At 62.7% G+C, this 21,755-nt stretch carries 13 protein-coding genes; 12 read left to right on the top strand and 1 reads right to left on the bottom strand.

Annotation, left to right across the window (positions count from 1 at the left end; translation table 11 throughout):
* Positions 1–36: 36 nt before the first annotated feature.
* From pcaQ to NN662_RS02435, 11 genes are all read left to right on the top strand, one after another.
* Entirely contained in the window at positions 37–969 is a 933-nt protein-coding gene (pcaQ, locus tag NN662_RS02485) for a pca operon transcription factor PcaQ (RefSeq protein ID WP_261928739.1), read from the top strand.
* A gap of 345 nt (positions 970–1,314) precedes the next feature.
* Entirely contained in the window at positions 1,315–2,739 is a 1,425-nt protein-coding gene (locus NN662_RS02480; RefSeq protein ID WP_261928738.1) for a mannose-1-phosphate guanylyltransferase/mannose-6-phosphate isomerase, read from the top strand.
* A gap of 131 nt (positions 2,740–2,870) precedes the next feature.
* A complete protein-coding gene (locus NN662_RS02475; protein WP_261928737.1) occupies positions 2,871–6,197 on the top strand; it encodes a DUF2126 domain-containing protein in 3,327 nt (1,108 codons plus the stop codon).
* 9 nt (positions 6,198–6,206) lie between these two features.
* On the top strand, positions 6,207–8,624 hold the full coding sequence (locus NN662_RS02470; RefSeq protein WP_261928736.1) for a circularly permuted type 2 ATP-grasp protein: 2,418 nt from the start codon (positions 6,207–6,209) through the stop codon (positions 8,622–8,624).
* A gap of 14 nt (positions 8,625–8,638) precedes the next feature.
* Positions 8,639–9,517, top strand: coding sequence for a transglutaminase family protein (locus NN662_RS02465; protein WP_261928735.1), 879 nt, complete (start codon positions 8,639–8,641; stop codon positions 9,515–9,517).
* Positions 9,518–9,722: 205 nt separating this feature from the next.
* Positions 9,723–12,188 (top strand): glycogen/starch/alpha-glucan phosphorylase, encoded by a 2,466-nt coding sequence (locus NN662_RS02460; protein WP_261928734.1) that lies wholly within the window; start codon positions 9,723–9,725, stop codon positions 12,186–12,188.
* The gene (glgB, locus tag NN662_RS02455; protein WP_315972577.1) at positions 12,185–14,380 is read left to right on the top strand and encodes a 1,4-alpha-glucan branching protein GlgB; all 2,196 of its coding nucleotides are present in this window, start codon (positions 12,185–12,187) and stop codon (positions 14,378–14,380) included. Before NN662_RS02460 ends, glgB begins: the two co-directional genes overlap by 4 nt.
* A gap of 18 nt (positions 14,381–14,398) precedes the next feature.
* Positions 14,399–15,670, top strand: coding sequence for a glucose-1-phosphate adenylyltransferase (gene glgC, locus NN662_RS02450; protein ID WP_261928732.1), 1,272 nt, complete (start codon positions 14,399–14,401; stop codon positions 15,668–15,670).
* A 4-nt stretch (positions 15,671–15,674) separates the two neighbouring features.
* Entirely contained in the window at positions 15,675–17,117 is a 1,443-nt protein-coding gene (glgA, locus tag NN662_RS02445; RefSeq protein ID WP_261928731.1) for a glycogen synthase GlgA, read from the top strand.
* A gap of 23 nt (positions 17,118–17,140) precedes the next feature.
* The gene (locus NN662_RS02440; protein ID WP_261928730.1) at positions 17,141–18,769 is read left to right on the top strand and encodes an alpha-D-glucose phosphate-specific phosphoglucomutase; all 1,629 of its coding nucleotides are present in this window, start codon (positions 17,141–17,143) and stop codon (positions 18,767–18,769) included.
* Between the two features lie 8 nt (positions 18,770–18,777).
* A complete protein-coding gene (locus NN662_RS02435) occupies positions 18,778–19,059 on the top strand; it encodes a c-type cytochrome (RefSeq protein WP_261928729.1) in 282 nt (93 codons plus the stop codon).
* A 17-nt stretch (positions 19,060–19,076) separates the two neighbouring features.
* Here the strand turns inward: NN662_RS02435 and NN662_RS02430 are convergent, their stop codons facing one another.
* Positions 19,077–19,514, bottom strand: coding sequence for a peptidylprolyl isomerase (locus NN662_RS02430; protein ID WP_261928728.1), 438 nt, complete (start codon positions 19,512–19,514; stop codon positions 19,077–19,079).
* Between the two features lie 226 nt (positions 19,515–19,740).
* Between NN662_RS02430 and glgX the strand changes: the two genes are divergently transcribed.
* Positions 19,741–21,723 carry a glycogen debranching protein GlgX gene (gene glgX / locus NN662_RS02425; RefSeq protein ID WP_261928727.1) on the top strand — a complete coding sequence of 661 codons (1,983 nt, stop codon included), beginning with the start codon at positions 19,741–19,743 and terminating at the stop codon, positions 21,721–21,723.
* The last annotated feature ends 32 nt before the right edge of the window (positions 21,724–21,755 follow it).

Here is a 21,755-nt window from a genome sequence, read left to right as displayed (position 1 = left end):
ATTTGGCGCCAATAAAATAACCAATAGGTTATGATTATGGCCGATCCGCGCGTAAAATTCCGTCACCTGCAGACCTTTGTCGAGGTTGCCCGCCAGAAAAGCGTGATGAAGGCCGCCGGACTCCTGAACGTCAGCCAGCCGGCAGTGACGAAGACCATCCGCGAGCTCGAAGACATTCTCGGCGTCGCCGTTCTGGAACGCGACGGCCGCGGCATTCGCCTGACAAGATATGGCGAGGTTTTCCTGCGGCATGCCGGTGCGGCGCTGACGGCGTTGCGCCAGGGGATCGATTCCGTCTCCCAGGAGAGGGCCGGCGGCGGACCGCCGATCCGGATCGGCGCGCTGCCGACCGTCTCCAGCCGGATCATGCCGGCCGCCATATCGCTTTTCCTCAACGAAGACACCGGCAGTCACGTGAAGGTGGTGACCGGCGAAAACGCCGTGCTCCTTGAACAGTTGCGCGTCGGTGACCTCGATCTGGTCGTCGGCCGGCTGGCGGCACCGGAAAAGATGCAGGGCTTCTTCTTCGAGCATCTCTACTCCGAAAAGGTCCTGTTCGTCGTCCGCCATGACCATCCGCTGATGCGGTCGCTGCGCTCGCCGTTCGACGGGCTTGCCGATCATCCGGTGCTGATGCCGACACAGGGCTCCGTCATCCGCCCCTTCGTCGAAAGCTTCCTGATCGCCAACGGCGTCGGCCGCATCCCACAGCAGATCGAGACGGTCTCCGATGCCTTCGGCCGGGCCTTCGTGCGCTCGTCCGATGCGATCTGGATCATCTCCGAAGGGGTCGTAGCCGGCGACATCGCCGACGGTTTCCTGTCGGCGCTGCCGATCGACACCAGCGAGACCACAGGACCGGTGGGTCTGACCATGCGCACCGACACATCCCCTTCCCTGCCGCTCTCCATGCTGACCCAGACCATCCGCGAAGCAGCCCGAAGCGTTGCCGTTACCTCCGTCCGATGAACCGTGCGAATTGAGCCATCGACATGCCTGTTGCCGGAGGTAGATATCCCGGAAAATTGCACTTTTCAGGGAGATGTGCGAGAAGACTGCCTGCTGCAAAGCACACACCTCTCGCCCCTGGCGGATTTATTCCGCGTCCAAATCCGGGCTGTCAGATCGCGTGACACATGTCCTGCCGAACATCACTGCTGGGCGCGGCGCGTTCTGAAGCGACGGGACAAAGAAACAAATGCATGATTGCTGCGTTCGTTAAAATGTCACTCCGCAACCATAGTGAGCACAAGACGTTCCAGACTGTAGAAATGCGCGTGGCGACGCCGTAAACGAGAACAAGGAGATTGAAGAATGGAGAAAATCGTCCCGGTCATCCTGGCTGGCGGAAAGGGAACGCGCCTTTGGCCGCTCTCCCGCGCACAGGCACCGAAACAGTTCATCGAGTTCATCGGTGACCGGACGCTCTTCCAGAACACGCTCGACCGGGTCTCCGATGCCAACCTGTTCGAACCGCCGATCGTCGTCACCAACGAGGATTTCCGCTTCCTGGTCGCCGAACAGGCCCGCGAAATGGACGTGACCTTGGCCGCCATCGTGCTGGAGCCGGTTGCGCGCAACACCGCCCCCGCCGTCGCCGCCGCGACGATGATCGCCCAAAAACACTACGGCGCCGGCTGCCTCGTGCAGGTGCTCGCGTCCGACCACGAGATTTCCAACGACGCGACCTATCGCGGCTGCCTTGAAACCGCGGCCCGCGCAGCCGCTAGCGGCAAGCTCGTCACCTTCGGCATCGAGCCCACCGAGCCGGCAACCGGCTACGGCTACATCGAAACCGGTGACGAGATCTTCGAAGGCGCCAACACCGTAAAGCGCTTCGTCGAAAAGCCGGAAGAGGACAAGGCCCGCGAAATGCTTGCCCAGGGCGGCTTCTACTGGAACTCGGGCATGTTCATGTTTGCCGCGTCCGCTTTTCTGGACGAGCTGCAGCGTCTGGAGCCCGGCATGTTCGAGGCTGTCAGCCAGGCGGTTGCCGAGGCTGCCGGCGATCTCGACTTCACCCGACTGGCCGAAGAGCCGTTCTCCCGCGCCGCCAACATCTCCATCGACTATGCGGTCATGGAAAAGACCGCCAATGCGGCCGTCGTGCCCTCGCCGTTTGCCTGGTCCGACCTCGGCAGCTGGGATGCGGTCTGGAAACTCGGCGGCCAGGACGAGAGCGGCAACGTCGCCATCGGCAACGCCACCATTTCCGACAGCTCGAATTCGCTGGTAATCTCCCGCGACGCCCATCTGGCCGTCCACGGCATCGACAACATGGCGGTGATCGCCAGCGAGGACGCCGTCTATGTCGGTCCGCTCGACCGCAGCCAGGAAGTCGGCAATCTCGTCAAGCTGCTCGCCTCGACGTCGGCGACGGAAAACCTCACCAAGACGCACCCGACCTCCTACCGTCCCTGGGGCGGTTACACGTCGGTGCTGAACGGCGACCGCTTCCAGGTCAAGCGGCTGTTCGTGCTGCCGGGCAAGAAGCTGTCGCTGCAGAAGCACCATCACCGCTCCGAGCACTGGGTCGTCGTCAAGGGCACCGCGGAGGTGACCGTTGGCGAGAAAACGCAGATGCTGCGCGAAAACGAATCCGTCTATATTCCGCAAGGCGATGTCCACCGGCTCGCCAATCCCGGCAAGATCCTGTTGGAACTGATCGAGGTACAGACCGGCTCTTATCTCGGTGAGGACGACATTATCCGCATAACCGACGAATTCGGCCGCAGTTGAGCGGATAACGCTTTCATTACAAATGCTTGCAAGGCGGCAGATTCCGCCTTGCTTTATTTCTTTGCATTGCACAAGATCGCCTTCGGAATAATCAAGCGCCACCCTGCATTCCAGTGTGCCCCGGAGAGACGATGTCCATACAAGCCAGCATTTATCATCTGACGCACTACAAGTATGACAAGCCCGTCCGCCTCGGCCCGCAGATCATCCGCCTCAAGCCGGCCTCTCATTCCAAGACCCGCGTCATCAGCCATTCGCTGAAGATTTCGCCGGAAAATCACTTCGTCAACCTGCAGCAGGACCCTTACGGCAACTACCTGGCCCGCTACGTCTTCCCCGAACCGGTGACCGAGTTCAAGATCGAGGTCGACCTCGTCGCCGACATGACGGTCTACAATCCGTTCGACTTCTTCGTCGAGGAACACGCCACCAAATGGCCGTTCGAATACCCGGCCGACCTCGAGGAAGACCTCTCGATCTATCGCAAGCCCGAACCCGCCGGTCCGCTGCTGGCGAAATACGTGAAGGGCATCGACAAGACGCCCGGCCAGGTGACGGTCGACATGATCGTGACGCTGAATGCGAAACTGCAGCAGGACATCGGCTATGTCATCCGCATGGAGCCTGGCGTGCAGGAGCCGGAGGAAACACTCTCCACCGCCAAGGGTTCCTGTCGCGACACCAGCTGGTTGCTGGTCCAGATCCTCCGCCATCTCGGCTTTGCCGCCCGCTTCGTCTCCGGCTATCTGATCCAGCTCGCCCCCGACCTGAAGGCGCTTGACGGCCCAAGCGGCACGGAGGTCGATTTCACCGACCTGCACGCCTGGGCCGAGGTGTATCTGCCCGGCGCCGGCTGGGTCGGTCTAGACCCCACCTCGGGCCTTTTGACCGGCGAAAGCCACATTCCGCTCGCAGCCACCCCGCATTATCGCAACGCTGCGCCCATTTCCGGCGGCTATTACGGCGAAGCGGAAACCGAATTCGCCTTCGACATGCAGGTTCGTCGCGTCGCCGAGCATCCGCGCATCACCAAGCCCTTCTCGGATGAAAGCTGGGATGCGCTGAACGCGCTTGGCGAACAGGTCGACGATCTCCTGCAGGCGCAGGACGTGCGCCTGACCATGGGCGGCGAGCCGACCTTCGTTTCGATCGACGACTTCCAGTCGGCCGAATGGAACACCGCCGCCGTCGGTCCGACGAAGCGCGATCTCGCTGACAAGCTGATCAAGCGGCTGCAGGAGAAATTCGCCCCCGGCGGTTTTCTGCATTACGGCCAGGGCAAGTGGTACCCCGGCGAAAGCCTGCCGCGCTGGACCTTCTCGCTTTACTGGCGCAAGGACGGCATTCCGGTCTGGCACAACCCCGACCTCATCGCCAAGGAGGCCGAGAAATCGGACGTCACACATGAGGACGCCGGACGCCTTCTGGTGGCGATTTCGCAGGAACTGGCCATCGACCCGACCATGGTCGTACCGGCCTTCGAGGATCCCGGCGAATGGCTCCTGCGCGAGGGCAATCTGCCGAACAATGTCGATCCGTCCAATTCCAAGCTGAAAGACCCGGAAGAACGCAGCCGTATCGCCCGCGTCTTCGAGCGTGGCCTGACGAAACCGACCGGTTACGTCTTGCCGGTGCAGGCATGGAACAGCAAGGCGACCGGCATCAAATGGGTCAGCGAGCGCTGGCGCACTCGCCGTGGCCGGCTGTTCCTCGTTCCCGGCGACAGCCCGGTCGGCTACCGTCTGCCGCTGGAATCGCTCCCCTATGTCGCCCCGGCCTGGTATCCCTACATCCATCCGGCCGATCCCTCGATCCGCCGCCGCCCGCTGCCCGAACGCTTCCAGACGCCCGGTCAGGCGATGCCCGAGGCGAGCTTCGTCCCCGATCCCGATGCCATGCAGGACCGTATCGAGCAGTCCGTCGGCGAGATCGGCGGCGCCGTGCGCACCGCGATGTCGGTCGAGCCGCGGGACGGCAAGCTCTGCGTGTTCATGCCGCCGTGCAGCTGGATCGAGGAATATCTCGAACTGATCACGGCCGCCGAAAACGCCGCAGCAGCACTCGGCCTGCCGGTTCACATCGAAGGCTACACGCCGCCGCAGGACGAACGCATCAATGTCATCCGCGTCGCACCCGATCCCGGCGTCATCGAAGTCAATATCCATCCGGCCTCCTCATGGAAGGACTGCGTCGAGACCACGACGACGCTCTACGAAGAGGCCCGCCAGACCCGCCTCGGCGCCGAGAAGTTCATGATCGACGGCCGCCACACCGGCACCGGCGGCGGCAACCACGTCGTCGTCGGCGGCAACAATCCGGGCAACAGCCCGTTCCTGCGCCGCCCGGATCTGTTGAAGAGCCTCGTCCTCCACTGGCAGCGCCATCCGTCGCTTTCCTACCTGTTCTCCGGCCTGTTCATCGGCCCAACCAGCCAGGCACCGCGCATCGACGAGGCCCGCCACGACAGTCTCTACGAGCTGGAGATTGCGCTGTCACAGGTGCCAATGCCCGGCGAAGGCTGGCCGCCACTGCCCTGGCTCGTCGACCGCCTCTTCCGCAACATGCTGATCGACGTCACCGGCAACACCCACCGCGCCGAAATCTGTATCGACAAGCTGTTTTCTCCGGACGGCCCGACCGGCCGTCTGGGTCTCGTCGAATTCCGCGGCTTCGAAATGCCGCCGAATGCCCGCATGAGCCTTGCCCAGCAGCTTCTGGTGCGCGCCCTGATCGCTCGGTTCTGGAAGAACCCGGCCAGCGGCAAGCTGACCCGCTGGGGGACGACCCTGCATGACCGCTTCATGCTGCCGCATTACGTCTGGCAGGATTTCCTCGATGTGCTCGCCGATCTCCGCGAGAACGGCTTTGATTTCCGTCCGGAATGGTTTGCGGCCCAGCTCGAATTCCGCTTCCCCTTCTGCGGCGAGGTCGAGTACGAGGGCTCGAAACTGGAACTGCGCCAGGCGCTGGAGCCATGGCACGTCATGGGCGAACAGGGAGCAATTGGCGGCACGGTCCGCTATGTCGATTCTTCGGTCGAGCGCTTGCAGGTCCGCCTCGAAACACTCAACCCGGACCGCTACACGGTGGCCTGCAATGGTCGGGCCGTGCCGCTCAAGAGAACGGGCACCGAGGGCGTTTCGGTCGCCGGCGTCCGCTTCAAGGCATGGCAGCCGGCTTCCGGCCTGCATCCGGTGCTGCCGGTCAACACCCCGCTCACCTTCGACATCTACGACAACTGGTCCAACCGCTCGATGGGCGGCTGCCGCTACCATGTCGCGCATCCGGGCGGGCGCAATTACGAAACTTTCCCTGTGAATGGTAATGAAGCGGAAGCCCGCAGACTTGCGCGATTCGAGCCTTGGGGGCATACCGCTGGGTACTACCAGCTCATGCCGGAGTCGGTTTCACCGGAATTTCCGCTGACTCTGGACCTGAGAAGGCCTGTGGGGATTTAGAGAACATAGATGACGAGCCTGCCGGGGGGAGATACGAGCGCGCGCAAAAAGCCTCTTGCCGAAAAAAGCAGGAAGCTTTCCTATGCCGCCCTGCCCGGCGTGGCCGACGAGATGGTCGACAATCTCGGCACTGTCCGTCCGGTCTGGCAACGCTTCCTGCAGTCTCTGGAACGCCTCTCACCCGAAGACCTCGCCGAACGCTTTTCGCGAGCCGACCGCTATCTCCGGGAAGCCGGCGTGTTCTTCCGGGCCTATGGTGACAAAGAACACTCCGAACGCAACTGGCCGCTCTCCCACATTCCGGTCCTGATCGACGATCATGAATGGCAGGCGCTTTCGGCCGGGCTCGTGCAGCGCGCCGATCTCCTCGAAGCGATGGTCGCCGACATTTACGGCGACAACCTTCTCGTCAAGGAAGGCTATCTGCCGCCGTCGCTGATCGCATCCAATCCCGAGTTCCTGCGGCCGCTGGTCGGCGTGAAGCCGCGTGACGGCCATTACCTGCACTTCGTCTCGTTCGAGATCGGCCGCGGCCCGGACGGCAAGTGGTGGGTGCTGGCGGACCGCACCCAGGCCCCCTCCGGTGCCGGCTTCGCGCTGGAAAACCGCGTGGCGACCGCCCGCGCCTTTTCCGATATCTATGCCGAGACGCATGTCCATCGCCTGGCCTCCTTCTTCGGTGCCTTCCGCGATGCCATGCTTGCTTCCAAGCAGGGGCTGGAGGACCGGATCGGCATCCTGACGCCGGGACCGGCAAACGACACCTATTTCGAGCACGCCTATATCGCCCGCTATCTCGGCTTCATGCTGCTCGAAGGCGAGGACCTCGCCGTCGTCAACGATCGGGTCATGGTACGCACGGTGGCCGGCCTGAAGCCGGTCAGCGTGTTGTGGCGGCGTCTCGACGCGAGCTACGCCGACCCGCTGGAGCTCAACCAGAATTCCCACATCGGCACGCCGGGCATCGTCCAGGCGCTCAGGGCCGGTTCGATCAGTTTCATCAATGCGCTGGGCTCCGGCATCATGGAGACCCGCGCCTTCCTGGCCTTCATGCCGACGATCTGTCGGCGACTGATGAACGAGGATCTGACCATTCCGTCAATCGCCACCTGGTGGTGCGGCCAGAAGAGCGAACGCGAACATGTGGCCCGCAACATTTCCGGCATGGTGATCGGACCGGCCTATTCCCGCCTCCCCTTCTTCGACGACAACGGCCAGTCGGTACTCGGATCGTCGCTGCGCAGCACGGCACAGGACTCGATTGCCGAATGGCTCGCCTCCGACGGAGCAAAGCTGGTCGGCCAGGAAGTCGTCAAGCTGTCGACGACGCCTGTACTGGTGGACGGAAAGCTCGTTCCACGGCCGATGAGCCTTCGCGTCTTTGCCGCCCGCACCGAAAGCGGCTGGCAGATCATGCCCGGCGGCTTTGCCCGGATCGGCTCGTCCGACGACGTGTCGGCGATCGCCATGCAGTCGGGTGGCCGTGCGGCGGACGTCTGGATCGTGTCCGACAATCCGGTCGAACGCACAACGCTCCTGCCGGCGGCGGAAAAGTTCACCCGCAACATGCCGGGCAGCCTGCCGAGCCGCGCTGCCGACAACCTTTTCTGGCTTGGCCGTTACATCGAACGGGCCGAAGGCACGCTCCGCATCCTGCGGGCCTGGCATTCGCGCTTTGCCGAATCCGCCAATCCCGAGCAGGCGCTGCTGGCCGCCATCACCGACTATCTGGCACCGCTTGACGTCGACACGAAGGAGCCGGTGCCGGATACGCTCGTCCGCGATATCGAAAATGCCATCTATTCGGCGAGCAACATTCGCGACCGCTTCTCGCCCGACGGCTGGCTGGCGCTCAACGATCTCGCCAAGACGGCACGACGGTTCCATGAGCACATCAAGCCGGGCGACGACGCGGCGCATGCCATGACCATTCTCCTGCGCAAGCTTGCCGGCTTCGCGGGTCTCGTGCACGAAAACATGTACCGCTTCACCGGCTGGCGCTTCCTGACGATCGGGCGCTTCCTCGAGCGCGGCCTGCACATGACGCGGCTGCTCGGCTACATGTCCGGCCCGGACGCCCCGGACGGGGCCTATGACCTGCTGCTGGAAATCGGCGACAACGTCATGACTCACCGTCGACGTTACAACGTGAACACCGCGCAATTGACCGTCACCGACCTCTTGGCGCTCGATCCCTTGAATCCCCGTTCGATCCTCTTCCAGCTCAACGAGATCCGTACGGAGATCGAGCAGCTGCCGAACGCCTACACCAACGGCCAGATGTCGGAATTCTATCGTGAGGCAGTCCGCCTGCATTCCGGTCTTGCCGTCATGACGCCGGAAGCCATGAATCCCGCCGTCTACCACAACCTCGAACGCGAGATGGAACAGCTTTCCGACATCCTCGCGCGCACCTACCTCAGCTGACGGGTACCGGCGGAATGCTTTACGATCTCTCGATGCATCTCGGCTACCAGTACGACACTCCGGCGTCGGGGGCCCGGCACATCCTCCGCGTCCTGCCGATCACGATTCCGGATCGCCAGCGCCTGATCGCCGGCTCGCTGACGGTTACTCCGAAGCCGGAAGAGCGCGGCAATTTCATCGATTTCTTCCGTCATCCGGCAACGTCCATCCTGTTTCGCACGCCGCATGCCGCCCTCGACATCCACATGCAGGCCCGCATCCAGGTCGACACCGAATTGCCGACGGCCGACTTCTCTCCCGACCTGTCGCGGCTGCCCGCCGAGATAGCCGACCAGCTGTCCCTCGATCCGGATTCGCCGCATCATTTCTGCGGCCCGAGCCCCCGCCTGCCCGAGACGCCGGAAATCAGCGCCTACGCCCGCGAGATCGCCGCCGATGGCATGACCATCCGACAGATTGCCACGGCGATCTGCGCCAGGATCTACAAGGATTTCAAATACGATTCGGACGCGACGACGGTCGACACCACACCGCGGGAGGCCTTCAAGCTGAAGCGCGGTGTGTGCCAGGACTTTTCGCACATCATGATCCTGGCGCTGCGCAGTCTCGGCATTCCGGCCGGCTATGTCAGCGGCTTCCTGCGCACCATCCCGCCGCCGGGCAAGGAACGGCTCGAAGGCGCCGACGCGATGCATGCCTGGGTCCGCATCTGGTGCGGAAAGACGCTTGGCTGGCTCGAACTCGACCCGACCAACAACATTGCGGTGGCGACCGATCACATCGTCGTCGGATACGGCCGCGACTACTCCGACGTCGCCCCGGTCATCGGCGTGCTGAAGAGTTATGGCGAGCATCAGACGAAGCAGTCCGTGGACGTCATTCCGGTCAAGTGACCGCTTTGCGGGCTGACGCGAAGACCGGCACGAGCCTTTGGGCCTTTTCCCGTTCGACTGCCGCCTCCAACTGAATTTCACGAACACGGATTTCACCTGTTGCCAGCGCATTGGATAGGTGCATAAACTGATCGTGGATTTTTCAAGTGCTCGATCGGTGGCTCCCTAACACTCTGATCGGCTTACAAAAGTATTGGTGATTGCAATGACGAATGACATGCTGAAAGCCAATCTCCCTTCTCCAGCGCCACGTGTTTCGAATCCCGAAATTCTCGCCGAAGAGATCATCGAAAAGCTCGCCTATCGTATCGGCAAGGACGCGAAGGCCGCCAAGCCGCACGACTGGCTGACCGCCGCCATTCTCGTCATCCGCGACCGCATCATCGACAAGTGGATGGAGTCGACGAAGAAGGTCTACGCAACCGGCGACAAGCGGGTCTACTATCTGTCGCTCGAGTTCCTGATCGGCCGGCTGATGCGCGACGCCGTCTCCAATCTCGAGCTGATGAACGAACTGCACGACGCGCTGCAGTCCCTTGGCGTCGACCTCGACGTGATCGCGGCGATCGAACCGGATGCAGCCCTTGGCAATGGCGGCCTCGGCCGGCTTGCCGCCTGCTTCATGGAATCCATGGCCACCGTCGACATTCCGGCCTACGGCTACGGCATTCGCTACGTCCATGGCCTGTTCCGCCAGCAGATGGCCGACGGCTGGCAGGTGGAACTGCCCGAGACCTGGCTTGCCCACGGCAATCCCTGGGAATTCGAGCGCCGCGAAGCCTCCTACGAAATCGGTTTCGGCGGCTCGGTGACGACTATCGAGGACGACAGCGGCCTGCAGCGCTACGTCTGGAAGCCGGCGGAACGCGTGATCGCCACGGCTTTCGACACGCCGATCGTCGGCTGGCGCGGCAAGCGCGTCAACACGCTGCGCCTCTGGTCCGCACAGCCGATCGACCCGATCCTGCTCGATGCCTTCAATGCCGGTGACCATATCGGCGCTCTGCGCGAGAGCAACAAGGCCGAAAGCCTGACCCGCGTCCTCTATCCCGCCGATGCCACGCCCGCCGGCCAGGAACTGCGCCTGCGCCAGGAATTCTTCTTCTCCTCGGCATCTCTCCAGGACATCCTGCGTCGGCACCTGCAGCAATATCCGGATTTCACCTCGCTGCCGGACAAGATCGCGATCCAGCTCAACGACACCCACCCGGCCATCTCCGTCACCGAACTCATGCGCCTGCTGTGCGACGTGCACGGACTGGAATTCGAACAGGCCTGGGACATCACGTGGCGGACGTTCAGCTATACCAACCACACGCTGCTGCCGGAAGCGCTCGAAAGCTGGCCCGTGCCGCTGCTCGAGCGCCTGCTGCCGCGCCACATGCAGCTCGTCTATGCGATCAATGCGAAAATCCTGCTGCACGCCCGCAAGGAGCGCAAATTCTCCGACGGCGAAATCCGCTCGATCTCGCTGATCGACGAAAGCGGCGACCGGCGCGTGCGCATGGGCAACCTCGCCTTCATGGGCTCGCATTCGATCAACGGCGTCTCCGCGCTACACACCGAACTGATGAAGGAAACCGTCTTCGCCGACCTTCACAAGCTCTATCCCGAGCGGATCAACAACAAGACCAACGGGATCACGCCACGGCGCTGGCTGATGCAGTGCAATCCGGGGCTGACGGACCTGATCCGGGAGGCGATCGGCGGCGACTTCATGGACAATGCCGAGGCCCTGAAGGCGCTCGACAGGTTTGCTCATGACAGCGAATTCCAGAAGAAGTTCCTGGGCATCAAGCGCACCAACAAGGAAAAGCTGTCGAACCTCGTCGCGCGCCGGATGGGCATCCGCATCGACCCGTCGTCGATGTTCGACATCCAGATCAAGCGCATCCACGAGTACAAGCGTCAGCTCCTCAACATCATCGAGGCCGTGGCGCTTTACGATCAAATCCGCTCGCATCCGGAACTCGACTGGGTTCCCCGCGTTAAGCTCTTTGCAGGCAAGGCGGCGCCGAGCTACCACAACGCCAAGCTGATCATCAAACTGGCAAACGACGTCGCCCGCGTGATCAACGGCGATCCGGCCGTGAGAGGGCTTCTGAAGGTCGTGTTCATTCCGAACTACAACGTCTCGCTGGCCGAAGTCATGGTGCCTGCCGCCGACCTGTCCGAGCAGATTTCCACTGCCGGCATGGAAGCGTCAGGCACCGGCAACATGAAATTCGCGCTGAACGGCGCACTGACGATCGGCACGCTCGACGGCGCCAATGTCGAAATGCGCGACCACGTCGGGGCCGAGAACATGATCATCTTCGGACTGACGGCTGCGGAAGTGTCGGCGGCGCGCGCCGACGGGCACAATCCGCGTGCCATCATCGAGGGCTCCCGCGAACTGTCGCAGGCGCTTTCGGCAATCGCCTCCGGCGTCTTTTCGCCGGACGATCCGAGCCGGTTTGCCGGGCTGGTCGATGGCCTGTACAGTCATGACTGGTTCATGGTGGCGGCCGATTTCGAAGCCTATGCCAATGCCCAGCGCGAAGTTGACGCATTGTGGACGGACCAGGACGCCTGGGGGTCCAAGGCGATTTACAATACCGCCCGCATGGGATGGTTTTCGTCCGACAGGACGATCCGGCAATATGCGAGCGAAATCTGGAGAGCCGGATGACAGGCTCAGGGGGGAGCGGAGGAAACATGAACATTCCGGCAGGCGCCATCACCGCGATCTGCGACGGCAGCCACTCCGATCCGTTTTCCGTCCTCGGTCTGCACGAGACCCCGGGCGGCTTCTCGGCCCGCTGTTTCATTCCGGGTGCAGAAGCCGTCACCGTACACGATCTGACCGGCAAGGCGGTCGGCACGCTGGAATGCCTTGATCCCGCCGGCTTCTTCGCAGGTCCCGTCAAACTGACCAAACGCCAGCCGCTCCGTTACAAGGCACGCCGCGGCACCGACGAATGGACCGTCACCGACCCCTACAGTTTCGGACCGGTGCTTGGGCCGATGGACGATTATTATCTTCGCGAAGGTTCGCATCTGCGCCTGTTCGACAAGCTCGGCGCCCATCCGCTGACCCTCGAAGGGGTCGACGGCTTCCACTTTGCCGTCTGGGCGCCCAATGCCCGCCGGGTGTCGGTCGTCGGCGACTTCAACAACTGGGACGGTCGGCTGCACACGATGCGGCTCCGCCTCGATACCGGCATATGGGAAATCTTCGCACCCGACGTGCCTGTCGGCTCCGCCTACAAGTTCGAGATCATCGGCAAGGACGGAACGATGCAGCCGCTGAAGGCTGATCCGTTCGCGCGCCGTGCCGAACTGCGGCCGCAGACGGCCTCCATCACCGCCGATCACCTCAAGCAGGAATGGGATGACGATGATCATCGCGCCTACTGGGACAATGCCGATCATCGCCGTCAGCCGATCTCGATCTACGAGGTCCATGCCGGTTCGTGGAAGCGTCATCCCGACGGCAGCTTCTATTCCTGGGACGAGCTCGGCGATCATCTGATCCCCTATTGCGCCGATATGGGCTTCACCCACATCGAATTCCTGCCGATCACGGAGCACCCATACGATCCGTCCTGGGGCTATCAGACGACAGGGCTCTACGCCCCCACCGCCCGCTTCGGCGAGCCGGAAGGCTTCGCGCGTTTCGTAAACGGCTGCCACAAGGTCGGCCTCGGCGTCATCCTCGACTGGGTGCCGGCGCATTTCCCGACGGACGAGCACGGACTGCGCCGGTTCGACGGCACGGCGCTCTACGAACACGAGGATCCGCGCCAGGGCTTCCACCCGGACTGGAACACGGCGATCTTCAATTTCGGCCGCAACGAGGTCGTCTCCTACCTCGTCAACAACGCGCTTTACTGGGCCGAGAAATTCCATCTCGACGGGCTGCGCGTCGATGCCGTCGCCTCCATGCTCTACCTCGATTATTCGAGGAAGGAGGGCGAATGGATCCCCAACCAGTTTGGCGGCCGCGAGAACCTCGACGCCGTCCGTTTCCTGCAGTCGATGAACGCGAACGTCTACGGCCTCCACAAGGGCATCATGACGATCGCCGAGGAGTCCACCTCCTGGCCCAAGGTGTCGCATCCGACGAATGACGGCGGGCTCGGCTTCGGCTTCAAGTGGAACATGGGCTTCATGCACGACACGCTGAGCTACATGTCGAAGGAGCCCGTCTACCGCAAATACCACCACAACGAGCTGACCTTCGGCCTGATCTATGCGTTCAGCGAGAATTTCGTGCTGCCGCTCTCCCATGACGAGGTCGTGCACGGCAAGGGCTCGCTGATCGCCAAGATGTCGGGCGACGACTGGCAGAAATTCGCCAACCTGCGCGCCTATTATGCCTTCATGTGGGGGTATCCCGGCAAGAAGCTCCTGTTCATGGGCCAGGAATTCGCCCAGTGGAGCGAATGGAGCGAGGAGCGCGAACTCGACTGGAACCTGCTCTCCTACCCCAACCATGCCGGCATGCAGAAGCTCGTCCGGGATCTCAATTTCCTCTACCGCGACAAGCCGGCGCTGCATGCGCGCGACTGCGAGGGCGAGGGCTTCGAATGGCTGATCGCCGACGACCGCGACAACTCGGTATTCGCCTGGCAGCGCAAGGCTCCCGGCGAAAAGCCGGTCGTCGTCGTGACGAACTTCACCCCCGTCTATCGGGAGGGCTATCGAGTGCCTTTGCCGGCAGCCGGCACATGGCGGGAGATCATGAATACCGATGCCGACGTCTATGGCGGCAGCGGCAAGGGCAATGGCGGCCGCGTCATTGCCCATGATGATAACGGCAACAAGTCAGCGTCCATTGTACTTCCACCTCTGGCCACGATCATGCTGGAGCTGGAATAAGCGTTCGGGAGGAATGTGATGACGAATAACAAAATGCGACGCCACCAGCCACTGGCCCGTGACGCCATGGCTTACGTGCTGGCGGGAGGCCGCGGAAGCCGCCTGAAGGAATTGACCGATGCCCGCGCCAAGCCGGCCGTCTATTTCGGCGGCAAGACGCGCATCATCGACTTTGCCCTGTCAAACGCGCTCAATTCCGGTATCCGACGGATCGGGGTGGCGACCCAGTACAAGGCACACTCGCTTATTCGCCACCTGCAGCGCGGCTGGAACTTCTTCCGCCCGGAGCGTAACGAGAGCTTCGACATCCTGCCGGCCAGCCAGCGCGTATCCGAGCACCAGTGGTACGAAGGCACCGCCGACGCGGTCTACCAGAACGCCGACATCATCGAGCCATACGGCCCGGAATACATGGTCATCCTCGCCGGCGACCACATCTACAAGATGGACTACGAGCTGATGCTCCAGCAGCACGTCGATTCCGGCGCCGACGTGACCATCGGCTGCCTCGAAGTGCCGCGCATGGAAGCCACAGGCTTCGGCGTCATGCATGTCGATGCCAAGGACGTCATCATCGACTTTGTCGAGAAGCCCGCCGATCCGCCGGGCATTCCCGGCAACGAATCGATGGCGCTCGCCTCGATGGGCATCTACGTCTTCCATACCAAGTTCCTGATGGAGATGCTGCGCAAGGACGCCGCCGACCCGCAGTCGAGCCGCGATTTCGGCAAGGACATCATTCCCTATATCGTCAAGAACGGCAAAGCCGTCGCCCACCGCTTCAACCAGTCCTGCGTACGCGCCGAATCGGAAACGCACGCCTATTGGCGCGACGTCGGAACGGTGGACGCCTACTGGCAGGCCAATATCGACCTCACCGATATCGTTCCCGAACTTGACCTCTACGACAGCAACTGGCCGATCTGGACCTATGCCGAGATCAATCCGCCGGCAAAGTTCGTGCACGACGTCGACGGCCGGCGTGGCCAGGCAATCTCGTCGCTGGTATCCGGCAACTGCATCATTTCCGGCGGCGCGCTGAACCGAAGCCTGCTGTTTACCGGCGTCCGGGTACATTCCTATTCGTCGCTGGACCACGCAGTGGTTCTGCCGGAAGTGACCGTCCACCGCAACGCCCGGCTGTCAAACGTCGTCGTCGACCGCGGCGTCGAAATTCCGGAAGGCCTTGTCGTCGGCGAGGATCCCGAACTCGATGCCAAGCGGTTCCGCCGCACCGAGAGCGGCATCTGCCTCATCACCCGCTCGATGATCGAGAAACTGGACCTGTAGCGGCATGAAGGTTCTTTCGGTCGCCTCGGAGGTCTTTCCGCTGATCAAGACAGGCGGGCTTGCCGATGTCGTCGGCGCGCTTCCGCTGGCGCTTTCTGCCAGCGGCGTCGAAATGAAGACGATGGTGCCAGCCTATCCGAAGGTGAAGGCGGCGCTCACCTCACCGGTGAAACTGCACGAGTTCGATGATCTTCTTGGCGAAAAGGGCACGCTTCTCGAAGCGAAGTGCGAAGGCCTGGACGTTCTCGTTCTTGACGCGCCGGCCTATTTCGACCGCCCGGGCGGCCCCTATACGGATGCAGCCGGAAAGGACCATCCCGACAACTGGCGACGCTTCGCGGCCTTCTCGCGTGCCGGGGCGGAAATTGCCGCCGGCGTTCTCGGCGGCTGGCGACCGGATCTCGTGCATGTCCATGACTGGCAGGCGGCCATGCTGCCTGCCTACATGCGCTATGCGGAGACGCCGGAAATTCCGAGCGTCATCACCATCCACAACATCGCCTTCCAGGGGCAGTTCTCGCCGGCGATTTTCTCCGAGCTGCAGCTGCCGCCGCATGCCTTTTCCGTCGACGGGGTCGAATATTACGGCGACGTCGGCTTCCTGAAGGCGGGGCTGCAGACGGCAACGGCGATCACCACCGTCAGCCCGTCCTACGCCGACGAAATCCTGCAGCCGGAATTCGGCATGGGGCTCGAGGGCCTGATCGCCGCGCGCGTCTCCAGCCTGCACGGCATCGTCAACGGCATCGACACCGATATCTGGAACCCTGAAACCGACAAGCATATCGAGGCGAACTTCAGCGTTGGAGATCTTTCCGAGCGTTCGAAGAACCGTCGAGCCCTCGCCGGCCGTTTCGGCCTCGATGACGACAACGGTCCCCTCTTCTGCGTGATTTCCCGCCTGACCTGGCAGAAGGGCATGGACGTGCTGATCGATGTGGTGGACGACATCGTCCGCCAGGGCGGCAAGCTCGCCGTGCTCGGTGCCGGCGAATTCGCCATCGAAGGCGCGCTGCTGGCCGCCGCTTCGCGTTACCGCGGCCGGGTCGGCATGGCGCTGACCTATGACGAGCCGCTGTCGCATCTCATGCAGGCGGGCGCCGACGCGATCCTGATTCCATCGCGCTTCGAACCGTGCGGCCTGACCCAGCTATACGGCTTGCGCTATGGCTGTGTGCCTGTTGTCGCCCGCACCGGCGGTCTTGCCGATACCGTGATCAACGCCAACCACGCGGCGCTCGCCATGAAATGCGCCACCGGCTTTCAGTTCTCGCCGGTCACCCCCGATGGCATGCGCGGGATCCTCAGAAAGGTGTTTCGCCTTTATGAGGACAAGAAAACATGGACCAAGATACAGAAGCAGGGGATGAAGTGCGACGTCTCGTGGGAAAAGAGCGCAGAGCGCTATGCCACGCTTTACGCCGGCCTTCTTGCCCGTGACCTCTGACACCCCAGGGAGAGCCCAAGACCATGATCGTCACCGTTGAAACCACGCCCTTCGGCGACCAGAAGCCGGGAACCTCCGGCCTGCGCAAGAAGGTGCCGGTCTTCGCCCAGAAGAACTATGCTGAGAACTTCATTCAGTCGATCTTCGATTCGCTGGAAGGCTTCTCCGGCAAGTCGCTGGTGATCGGCGGCGACGGCCGTTACTACAACCGCGAAGTCATCCAGAAGGCGATCAAGATGGCCGCCGCCGCCGGCTTCGGCAAGGTGATGGTCGGCAAGGGCGGTATCCTGTCGACGCCCGCGGCCTCGAACGTCATCCGCAAGTACGAGGCATTCGGCGGCATCGTGCTCTCGGCCAGCCATAATCCCGGCGGCCCGAACGAGGATTTCGGGATCAAGTACAATATCGGCAATGGCGGTCCGGCCCCGGAGAAGATCACCAATGCGATCTTCGCCCGGTCGAAGACGATCACCGAGTATAAGATCGCCGATTGCCCGGACATCGAACTGGACGCGGTCGGCACGCAGACCGTCGAGGGCATGACCGTCGAGGTTATCGACCCGGTCGCCGATTACGCGGAACTGATGGAAAGCCTGTTCGATTTTGCCGCCATCCGCGCGCTGATTTCCGGCGGCACCCGCGTCGTCATCGATTCCATGGGCGCGGTCACCGGTCCCTATGCCACGGAAATCCTCGAACGCCGTCTCGGCGCACCGTCAGGCTCCGTCCGCAACGCCGTTCCGCTCCCCGATTTCGGCGGCCATCACCCGGACCCGAACCTCGTTCACGCCAAGGAGCTCTATGACGACGTGATGAGCCCGGACGGACCGCATTTCGGTGCAGCTTCCGACGGTGACGGTGACCGCAACATGATCGTCGGCAAGGGCATGTTCGTCACGCCGTCCGACAGCCTGGCGATCATCGCGGCCAATGCGACGGTGGCGCCCGGCTACGCCAGGGGCATTGCCGGCATCGCCCGCTCCATGCCGACCAGCGCCGCCGCCGACAAGGTGGCCGAAAAGCTCGGCATCGGCATGTACGAGACGCCGACCGGCTGGAAATTCTTCGGCAATCTGCTCGACGCCGGCATGGCGACCGTCTGCGGCGAGGAAAGCTTCGGCACCGGCTCGGACCATGTGCGCGAGAAGGACGGGCTGTGGGCAGTGCTCTTCTGGCTCAACATCATGGCGGCCCGCAAGGAAAGCGTCGCCGACATCGTCAGGAAGCACTGGGCCGAATACGGTCGCAACTACTATTCCCGGCACGACTACGAGGAAGTGGATACGGATGCCGCCAACGGCCTGATGGCGGCGTTGCGCGGCAAGCTCGCGACCCTGCCAGGCACTAAGATCGGCGCGCTGACGGTCGAGGCCGCCGACGATTTCGCCTATCACGATCCGGTCGATCATTCGGTCAGCGAGAACCAGGGCATCCGCGTGCTGTTTGAAGGTGGGTCGCGCGTCGTCTTCCGCCTGTCGGGCACCGGCACCTCCGGCGCGACGCTGCGCGTCTATGTCGAACGCTACGAGCCCGATCCGGCCAACCACGGCATCGACACGCAGGAAGCGCTCGCCGACCTGATCGCGGCCGCCGACACGATTGCCGAGATCGGCAAGCGCACCGGCCGCAGCGCACCGACCGTCATCACCTGATGCCGGTCATGCTTCGCAGAACTCTGGCGGCATCTCTGGCTGCAGCCGGCATCCTTGCGCCGGCTGCGGCTTCCGCCTTCACGGCGGAGCAGATCGCCAAGGGTGAAGCCCACTACCAGCAAGACTGCGCCCGCTGCCACGCTTCGCCGCAAATGCTGCTGGAGAGTACGCCGGGAGCAACCACGTTCAAAAAAGGCGTCTGGATGACGCCTTTTCTCGCCCGGCACCACGCGCCCGTCCAATCGACGCGCGCGCTGATCATCGGCTATATCGAGAGCTTCGGAGACTGAGCTCTGGAAGCGCCGCCTCAGGCCGCCTTGATGATTTCCACCAGTTCGACGTCGAAGACGAGATCCTTGCCAGCCAGCGGATGGTTGGCGTCGACCGTCAGTTCGTCGTCGCGCACTTCGGTGACGAGAAGCATCAGCGTGCCCCCGTCCTGCGTCTGCGCCTGCAGCTGGATGCCGGGCTTGACGTCGATATTGGCGGGAATTGCCGAACGCGGTACCGACTGGACCTTCTGCGGATCGTGCGGGCCGTAGGCCTGATCCGCCGGAACCGTCACCGTCTGCTGGGCGCCGAGCTCCATGCCGTCGATTTCCTTGTCGAGACCGGGAATGATCTGGCCGGCGCCAACGGTAAACTCCAGGGGATCGCGCCCACTCGACGAATCGAACTGGGTGCCGTCCGTCAGCTTGCCCGTGTAATGGATGCGAACCGTGTCGCCGCTCTTTGCTTGCGTCATATGCTTCAACCTTTCGGCTTGTTTTGGAAGGTGACCGCATACAAGGGACTGAATACGGCCGGTTGAACGGCCTTTTCCTGTGACCTGTCCCAAGCCTAAAGAAAACAATCGCGGGATGCAAACCACCGCGGCTGTCGACAAGCCTCGGAAATTGATTATCAATATCGAACGAAGCGTGCGTTGCCGAACCGGCGGCGAGCTCGGCACAGTCAGACTGGACCCGCGAATGGCTTTCACCTCCCTCGGCGCCAACCTTACCGATAGCGGATGCGATTTCGCGATCTGGTCCAAGCACGCATCGCGGATGAATCTCTGCCTGTTCGATGCCTCGGGAAAGAAGGAAATCAGCCGGCTACCCATGGTGCGCGGCTCTGACGATGTCCATCGTGTATCCGTCGACGGTGTTCGGCGCGGCACGCGCTACGGGTTTCGCGCCGAGGGCGTCTATTCTCCCGATCACGGCCTCTGGTACGACGCGGCCAAGCTGCTGGTCGATCCCTATGCCAAGGAACTCGACAGGCCGTTCACCTACAGCAAGCGCCTCTCCGAATTCGGATACGACACGGCAAACCTTGTCCCGAAAGCGATCGTGACGGCACCGGAGACGGTGGACATCAAGGCACCGCTCTTCCGCCCCGGCGGCTTCATCTATGAGGTCGCGGTAAGGCCGTTCACCAAACTTCATCCGGATATTCCCGAAAGGAAGCGCGGCACCATCGGCGCGCTGGCGCATCCGTCCGTCGTCGATCACCTGCTGAAACTGGGCGTCGACGCGGTCGAACTGATGCCGATCACCGCTTGGATCGACGAGCGCCACCTGCCGCCGCTCGGCCTGAAGAACGGCTGGGGCTACAACCCCGTCACCTTCATGGCGCTCGATCCGCGCCTGGCGCCTGGCGGCGTCGCCGAATTGCGCCAGACAGTGGCGACGCTCAGGGAAGCCGGCATCGGCGTGATCCTCGACCTCGTCTTCAACCACACCGGCGAGAGCGACCGTCATGGTCCCACGCTGTCACTGCGCGGCATTGATAGCCTTTGCAGCTTTTTTCATGCGCCCGACAATCCCGGCCTCTTGGTCAATGACACGGGCTGCGGCAACACGGTCGCCTGCGACGCACCCATCATCCGCCAGATGATCGTCGACAGCCTGAGACATTTCGTTCTGGCGACCGGTGTCGACGGCTTCCGCTTCGACCTGGCGCCCATTCTCGGCCGCGATCTGCAGGTCGGCTTCAGCCGCGATGCGGAAACGCTGAAGGCGATCCAGACGGATAATGTGCTTTCGGACCGGGTTCTGATCGCCGAGCCATGGGACATCGGCCCCGGCGGCTATCAGCTGGGCAATTTCCCGGAAAAATTCCTGGAGTGGAACGACCGGGCGCGCGACGACATGCGGCTCTATTGGCGCGGCGACCGGTCCATGACCGGCGCTATGGCGACGGCTCTTGCCGGCTCTTCGCCCATCTTTTCGCGAAATGGCGGTCGCCAGACGCGTTCCGTCAATTTCCTCGCCGCCCATGACGGTTTCACACTGATGGATCTCGTCTCTTACGAGCGCAAGCACAATGAGGCGAACGGTGAGGAAAACCGCGACGGCCACAATGAAAACCACTCGTGGAACAATGGCGCCGAAGGCGAGACGACCAATCGCTCGATCCTCAAGAACCGTCGAGACGACGTGATGGCGATGCTCTCGACGCTGTTTGCCAGCCGCGGAACAGTCATGCTGACGGCCGGCGACGAAGGCGGCCGCACCCAAAACGGCAACAACAATGCCTACGCTCAGGACAACGAGATCACCTGGCTGAACTGGGAGGCGATGGACGAACGGCTGGTCGATCACGTCGCCTTCGTCTCCGCGATCCGCAAGCGCTTTGCGGCGCTGCGCGAGACAACATTCTTCTCCGGCGAAGACGGCGACATCGAATGGCTGAACCGCCACGGCCAGCCGATGACGGTCGCCGATTGGGAGACGCCGGATCTCGACGGCTTCGTCATGCTGCTGCGTACCCCGGACATCAAGGCCGCCATGACCGACACCCGTCTGGCAATCCTCGTCAACCGCGGCCGAGAGCCGATGGAATTCAACCTTCCCGATCGCGACGGAACCCGCTGGATGCAGGTCTTTGCGCGTGGAGACCGGCCGGCGAGGACACCTGTCGTCCTTGCCCGCCGCACTGTCGCCTTTTATACAGAGCAGGAACTCTAAGCCCCCTTGTGACTCCCTTTTGAAAGAACCCC

It is taken from the genome of Rhizobium sp. NRK18 (assembly GCF_024385575.1).
In the GTDB taxonomy this organism is placed as follows: Bacteria; Pseudomonadota; Alphaproteobacteria; order Rhizobiales; family Rhizobiaceae; genus JANFMV01.
The sequence above is the reverse complement of the archived record's forward strand: the minus strand, read 5'-3'. Positions and strand labels throughout refer to the sequence as shown.

Coding starts and splice junctions, on each gene's coding strand:
- pcaQ (WP_261928739.1), top strand. CDS start 37: ATGGCCGATCCGCGCGTAAAATTCCGTCACCTGCAGACCTTTGTCGAG.
- NN662_RS02480 (WP_261928738.1), top strand. CDS start 1,315: ATGGAGAAAATCGTCCCGGTCATCCTGGCTGGCGGAAAGGGAACGCGC.
- NN662_RS02475 (WP_261928737.1), top strand. CDS start 2,871: ATGTCCATACAAGCCAGCATTTATCATCTGACGCACTACAAGTATGAC.
- NN662_RS02470 (WP_261928736.1), top strand. CDS start 6,207: ATGACGAGCCTGCCGGGGGGAGATACGAGCGCGCGCAAAAAGCCTCTT.
- NN662_RS02465 (WP_261928735.1), top strand. CDS start 8,639: ATGCTTTACGATCTCTCGATGCATCTCGGCTACCAGTACGACACTCCG.
- NN662_RS02460 (WP_261928734.1), top strand. CDS start 9,723: ATGACGAATGACATGCTGAAAGCCAATCTCCCTTCTCCAGCGCCACGT.
- glgB (WP_315972577.1), top strand. CDS start 12,185: ATGACAGGCTCAGGGGGGAGCGGAGGAAACATGAACATTCCGGCAGGC.
- glgC (WP_261928732.1), top strand. CDS start 14,399: ATGACGAATAACAAAATGCGACGCCACCAGCCACTGGCCCGTGACGCC.
- glgA (WP_261928731.1), top strand. CDS start 15,675: ATGAAGGTTCTTTCGGTCGCCTCGGAGGTCTTTCCGCTGATCAAGACA.
- NN662_RS02440 (WP_261928730.1), top strand. CDS start 17,141: ATGATCGTCACCGTTGAAACCACGCCCTTCGGCGACCAGAAGCCGGGA.
- NN662_RS02435 (WP_261928729.1), top strand. CDS start 18,778: ATGCTTCGCAGAACTCTGGCGGCATCTCTGGCTGCAGCCGGCATCCTT.
- NN662_RS02430 (WP_261928728.1), bottom strand. CDS start 19,514: ATGACGCAAGCAAAGAGCGGCGACACGGTTCGCATCCATTACACGGGC.
- glgX (WP_261928727.1), top strand. CDS start 19,741: ATGGCTTTCACCTCCCTCGGCGCCAACCTTACCGATAGCGGATGCGAT.